Below are 6,326 nucleotides of genomic sequence, written 5' to 3'. Positions count from 1 at the left end.
CATCCGTCTGCCTGTCCTGTGGGTTGCCGAAACAAGTTCGGCATGGCGGGCGGAGAGAGGAACGCTACTGCCATTAGCCACTGCTACTTTTCTCTATCTTCCTGAATTTTCCGACTTTCGGACTTCCCGACTTCCTCAAAAAACTTATCTTTACGCCCGTTATGAGCAAAAACACCGACGAACTATTTAAAAATGTAATTGCACATGCCAAAGAGTATGGCTTTGTATTCCCTTCAAGTGAAATATATGATGGTTTAAGCGCTGTTTACGACTACGGCCAGTTTGGGGCCGAGTTGAAAAACAACCTTAAAACCTACTGGTGGAAAGCCATGGTGCAAATGAACCAGAACATCGTTGGTATTGATTCGGCTATATTTATGCATCCCAAAATTTGGGAAGCCAGCGGCCACGTAGGTGGCTTTAGCGACCCGATGATTGATAACAAGGATTCAAACAAACGCTACCGTGCCGACCAGTTATTAGAAGACAAAATTGCCCGTTACGATAAAGACGGCAAAACAGATAAAGCAGAACTTTTACAAAAGGACCTGGACGATGCCCTTAAAGCCGATGACCTGACCCGCCTGCGCGACCTGATCATTGAGCATGAAATTGCAGACCCCATAAGCGGTACCCGCAACTGGACTGATGTACGCCAATTTAACCTGATGTTTAGCACCCAGATGGGCGCTATTGCAGATGATGCTGATAAAGTTTACCTGCGCCCGGAGACTGCACAGGGTATCTTTGTTAACTACCTAAACGTGCAAAAATCTGGCCGGATGAAAATTCCGTTTGGTATTGCCCAGATTGGTAAAGCGTTCCGTAACGAGGTTATTGCCCGCCAGTTTATTATCCGCATGCGCGAATTTGAGCAAATGGAGATGCAATTCTTTGTTCGCCCCGGCACACAAAAAGAATGGTTTGAGCAGTGGAAAACAGCCCGCCTAAAATGGCATTTGGCTTTAGGTATCGATGCGGCTAAGTATCGCTACCACGAGCATACCAAACTGGCGCATTATGCCGATGCCGCTTTTGACATCGAGTTTGAGTTTCCATTCGGGTTTAAAGAGGTAGAAGGTATCCACAGCCGTACTGATTTTGATTTGAGCCAGCATCAAAAATTCTCTGGCAAGAAATTACAGTACTTCGATCCTGAACTGGACGAAGCCGGTAAACCTTACGGTAACTATATCCCTTACGTAATTGAAACCTCAATTGGCTTGGACCGTATGTTCCTCTTAACGCTGATTAGCGCTTACGAGGAAGAAGACCTGAGTACCGAAGAACGCCAGGATAGCCGTACCGTATTGCACCTTCACCCTTGCCTGGCACCGGTTAAAGCGGCTATTTTCCCGCTGACCAAAAAAGATGGCCTGCCGGAGAAAGCACGCGAAATTATGGAAAGCCTGCAATTAGATTTCAACCTGCAGTACGAGGAAAAAGATGCCATCGGCAAGCGCTACCGCCGCCAGGATGCCATCGGTACACCTTTTTGCATCACGGTAGACCATCAGACTCTGGAAGATAATACAGTAACCCTGCGCCACCGCGACAGCATGCAGCAAGAACGCGTGCCTGCCGATCAGTTGGACAAGATCATCGGTGATTTGGTAAGCTGGAAAAATTTATTGAAGAAATAATTTAGGCGAAAGCTGAAGAGATAAGGTTCTGCATTTGATGCAGGGCCTTTTTTGTTTTTCTCAACCCGTCGTTATGCTGAACTTGTTTCAGCACCCCACAGGACTGGCCGTAGACCTTGTAATTGCATACTTAGCAAGTGAGATCCCGAAACAAGTTCGGGACGACGGATGAAATAAATTGAAAGGTTCTGCAGAAATGCAGAACCTTTTTTATTTTTCTCAACCCGTCATGCTGAACTTGTTTCAGCACCCCACAGGACAGGCCGTAGACTTTGTAATTGTATACTTAGCAGATAAGATCCCGAAACAAGTTCGGGACGACGGATGAAATAAATTGAAAGGTTCTGCAGAAATGCAGAACCTTTTTTATTTTTCTCAACCCGTCATGCTGAACTTGTTTCAGCACCCCACAGGACAGGCCGTAGACTTTGTAATTGTATACTTAGCAGATGATATCACGAAACAAGTTCGGGACGACGGATGAAATAAATTGAAAGGTTCTGCAGAAATTAGAACCTTTTTTGTTTTAACTGATTACCCAATTCCCCTCCTCGGAGGGGGTGCGTAAGCATGTGCCATGGCAGGGGTGGGTTATTTGCGGTATAAGAAGCACACCTTTAGCAGAGACACACCCCTAACCCCTCTCGAGAGGGGAAAAACATTGTTTATTAAAACATATTCCTCATTTTTTTATTCCCTATAGTAGTACCCCAAACCCTGCTATATGGCCATTAAAGAATACCCTTTTTATCTTAAAACAACTGTAATCCTGTTCGGACTCATATTGCTCGTTTATATGCTGTCAACGCTGGGCGATATCCTGGTACCGCTGGCCTTTGCCTTGTTGATGTCCATATTACTTAACCCGCTATGTAACTGGCTGCAAAAACATAAAATCCCCAAGGCGTTATCCATTATACTTTCGCTATTAAGCACCTTGATACTGGTAGGTGCTATCATGTATTTCCTGTCGTCACAAACGATGGCTTTCAGCGATTCGCTGCCGGCATTAAAGGAAAAATTCGGACAAATTATAACCGATCTGGAAAGCTGGGTATATACCCGTTTTGGTATTGAAACACAAAAGCAAGTGGCTTTTATTAAAAACACAATGAATGGCAGCAAGGCTCTTGTGGGCCGGACGCTTAATACGGTGTTGGGTACCTTAAGTATAGTTTTCCTTATCCCGGTGTACACCTTTATGCTATTGTTTTATAAACAATTGATATTAAGCTTTTTGTACGAAGTTTTTTCTGAAGAAAACTCAGCCAGGGTTGCAGAAATCTTAAAAGAAACCAAATCGGCTGTACAAAGCTACATTGTGGGTTTACTGGTAGAAATGGTAATTGTAGCCATTTTAAACTCCATTGCTTTACTGGTACTAGGGGTTAAATATGCCATACTACTGGGCGTTATCGGCGCTATATTAAATATGTTGCCTTATATCGGCGGCATCATTGCCATTGCCCTGCCCGTATTGATGGCTACGGTTACTAAAGATGGTTATTCCACACAATTGGGTGTCGTCATTGCTTACCTGGTGATCCAGTTTATAGATAATAATATTGTGTTCCCGAGGGTAGTATCCTTTAAGGTACAGATCAACGCCCTCATTTCTATCGTTATCGTATTGCTGGGTAATGCACTATGGGGCATATCGGGTATGTTTTTATCGGTACCGTTTGTGGCGGTGCTCAAGATAATCTTCGATCGTATAGACGATCTGAAACCCTGGGGTAAACTATTGGGCGATAATGTACCTACCCGCCATATCGGCCAGATCTGGACCCGAAGGCGCGGAAGAACCGCTGATACAGTTATTGAAGGCCAAGGCACAAAATAACAAAGCCCCCGGTGTTATCGGGAGCTCTGTTTGATATTGCTTATTATCAATTTAGTGACTAACCGGGTTATCAGACCCCATGGTACCATTGGTATATAGCAGCGGATTAACCTTTTTGGTATCACCCTGGTAAACCCAAACAATGTTGCCGATGTACTTGCGAAAAGCATCATTCACTTCAGCGGGGGTTAGTTTCTTAACATCATCGGCCAGGGTTAACGAGCGCTTCCAGTTATCATGGATCACTTCGTTAGCTACGATAGAACTTGCCTGCGCCGCATTGGTTTCCTGCTTATAATAGAAACTGGTAAGGTAAGTGGTCTTCATATTTTTCACCTCATCTGCTGTATAGCCTTCGTGCTTAATCTTATCTACCAGTTTCTCAAACACGGCAATGTATTTATCGGGCTGGGTGGTAGAAACCGAGAACTTGGCAAAAGAGGTACTGCCATTGCTAAATTGCGCACCGGGAGCATATGACAAGCCGTTATTGGTACGTACATCTAAAAAGTGGCGATCGTAGAAAATGCGCATGGCCACCTGGAAAGCATTATAATCAGGCGTGCCGGGCAACGGGCCGCTGGTAATACCTACCACATAATTGGTGGCCAGTTCGCGGGGTTCAGACGAGAAGGTATTTTTATACACCCTGAAGAATGATTTCTTCAACTGAAAAGGTGAGCCTGCTTTAACGCCGGCTAAAAGGCCTTTTACCTTGGTTTCAATTTCTTCTTTGCTTAAATCGCCAACAATTACAATCGTTAAATGCGATTTTACAAATACAGATTTATAGTAAGCCTTAGTTTCTTCGGCTGTAAGCCCTTGTAAAATGGCTACCGTACCAGAGGGGTTTTTAGCATAATCACGGTTGGCAAAAGCTACCTGGTTGGCATAATTATTAATAGCCACATCCGGGCGAGAATCTGCATCCTTTAAACTGTTGATCTGATCTTGCTTAACACGGGCAAATTCTTTAGCATCAAATGCTGGTTCTTTTAACGCTTCTGCATACAATGGCCAAACGGTTTCAAAATCACTTTTAATACAGTTCATCCGCAGTATCGAATAATCTTTATAGGTGCCGCTGTATACCTGGGCGCTTACTTTATCCAACTGGTTTTTAAAGCTATTTTTATCATGCTTTAATGTACCGCACTCGGTTAAGGCACTCATAGCGATAGACTCGATGCCCTGCTTGGTGGCCGGATAGTTTTGCACACCGCCTTTTATTACGGTTTGTATTTCTACAATATCATTACCACTGGGCTGTACTATTACCTTAACACCATCAATGGTGGTTTCGTAAGCCGCAGTTTGCGCCTGCACCGGCTTTATATTATATAGGGTTGCCGCAATAAGCAGCACAAAAATTCTTTTTTTCATAACGATCAAAATTATTTAGCTGCAAAAAAAGTGGCAACATTGTTTTGTTTACTCAGTTCGGGTTTAATGATTATGCCGGCAACCATTGGCTTACCTGCAATATATTTTTGCACATAACGGGCAATATCAGCACGGGTTATTTTCTGGTAATTGCTGTCGTTATCGGTAAAATAGTTAAGCGAGGTACTGCACCACTGGTAACTCAACTGGCTTGGTAATGATGATGGTTTTTCTTTATTACGCTGAGCATTACGCAGCAAAATAGCCTTGGCATCTTTCAACTGCTCATCGGTATAATAATCCGGCTTTACCAACAGGCTTAACTGGTTTTGTACTTCGGTATAGCACTCCTTTAACTTATTAGGATTCGGCATTACATACATATCAATTTCGCCGGTATAACGTGTGGTACCATAACCTACCTGTACGGCAGTAGCCAAGCCCTTATCAACCAGGGCCTGCTGTACTTTAGACGAGTTTAAACCCAGTATGGTGCTAAACACATCTGCTGCTAAAGTACCTGCAGAATCTGCCGCAAAGCCCGGCCCCTGCCATGAGAACAGCATATAAGGCGTTTGCGCTATAGGCGACTCTTTAATATAATATTCGGTTTTATCCAGCGGCTTAAACGGCGGGATAGGATATTTTACCTGCGGATCTACCCCGCTGCTCGCCCAGCTGCCAAAAATACTTTCGGCCATGGCAAAGGCATCTTCATGCTTTACATCGCCGCATATGGTAAGCAGACTATTGTTGGGTACATAATATTTATCTTTGATAATCATCATTTTCTCCGGCGTGGCCGTGTTGATGATCTCGTGGATCCCGATAGCATTTTTTCGGGTGATGAGATCGCCCCAGAGGTGCTTTTGCGTTTCGTACCAGATCTGGAAACCGGGATCGCTTTCGGCACGCTGAAACTCACCATCAACCACCGGGCGCTCTTTTTTCATATCCTCTTCGCGATAAATGGGGAAACGGATAGCCGCGTTCATGAATTTTAAACCGGCATTCAGGCTGTCTTTATCAAATGTAAAAAAGTAGTTTACACGTTCTACATCGGTAGTACCATTCCATATGGCGCCCAGCTCCTGGGTACGTTTCAAAAACGAAGCCTGATCGGGATAATCTTTGTTGGCTTTAAAAAACATGTGCTCAAACAGGTGCGAAAGTCCGCTGTATTCGGGGCCTTCGGTATAAGCGCCATTTTTCACAGCAATTTCAATAGTGGTTAAAGGCACTTTGCTGTTCTCGATCACTACTACTTCGAGGCCGTTAGACAGTTTTTTCCAGAAATAGCCCTGCGGAAGCCGGGGCTGTGCATGTACCATCAGCAGGCACAAAACACCTGCGGCAGATAAGCCCAGGCGTTTGATAAGGTTTTGGGTCATATTTTTTATTACGTTTAAAGTTAATGCCCTAATATAATACATCCTTATTAAATGTAACTAAGCTGA

The 6,326-nt window shown here is 44.1% G+C and carries 5 protein-coding genes; 3 read left to right on the top strand and 2 right to left on the bottom strand.

The window, feature by feature from the left end; translation table 11 throughout:
• The 3 genes from RG47T_RS26280 to RG47T_RS02215 all read left to right on the top strand — a co-directional run.
• Nucleotides 1-190 (top strand): hypothetical protein (locus tag RG47T_RS26280; protein ID WP_216350994.1); only part of this gene is annotated, 190 nt, incomplete at its 5' end.
• Nucleotides 162-1,643 (top strand): glycine--tRNA ligase, encoded by a 1,482-nt coding sequence (locus tag RG47T_RS02220; protein WP_074487811.1) that lies wholly within the window; start codon nt 162-164, stop codon nt 1,641-1,643. The genes RG47T_RS26280 and RG47T_RS02220, both read left to right, overlap by 29 nt.
• Nucleotides 1,644-2,367: 724 nt before the next feature.
• On the top strand, nt 2,368-3,486 hold the full coding sequence (locus RG47T_RS02215; protein ID WP_074487810.1) for an AI-2E family transporter: 1,119 nt from the start codon (nt 2,368-2,370) through the stop codon (nt 3,484-3,486).
• Nucleotides 3,487-3,537: 51 nt separating this feature from the next.
• Here RG47T_RS02215 and RG47T_RS02210 read toward each other — a convergent pair whose 3' ends face one another.
• Both RG47T_RS02210 and RG47T_RS02205 read right to left on the bottom strand, forming a co-directional pair.
• On the bottom strand, nt 3,538-4,869 hold the full coding sequence (locus RG47T_RS02210) for a M16 family metallopeptidase (protein WP_074487808.1): 1,332 nt from the start codon (nt 4,867-4,869) through the stop codon (nt 3,538-3,540).
• 11 nt (nt 4,870-4,880) lie between these two features.
• The gene (locus RG47T_RS02205) at nt 4,881-6,260 is read right to left on the bottom strand and encodes a M16 family metallopeptidase (RefSeq protein ID WP_074493045.1); all 1,380 of its coding nucleotides are present in this window, start codon (nt 6,258-6,260) and stop codon (nt 4,881-4,883) included.
• Nucleotides 6,261-6,326 lie beyond the last annotated feature (66 nt).

The organism is Mucilaginibacter polytrichastri, from assembly GCF_001911425.1.
In the GTDB taxonomy this organism is placed as follows: Bacteria; Bacteroidota; Bacteroidia; order Sphingobacteriales; family Sphingobacteriaceae; genus Mucilaginibacter; species Mucilaginibacter polytrichastri.
Note: the sequence above shows the minus strand (reverse complement) of the source record. Positions and strands in the feature narration are given on the sequence as shown.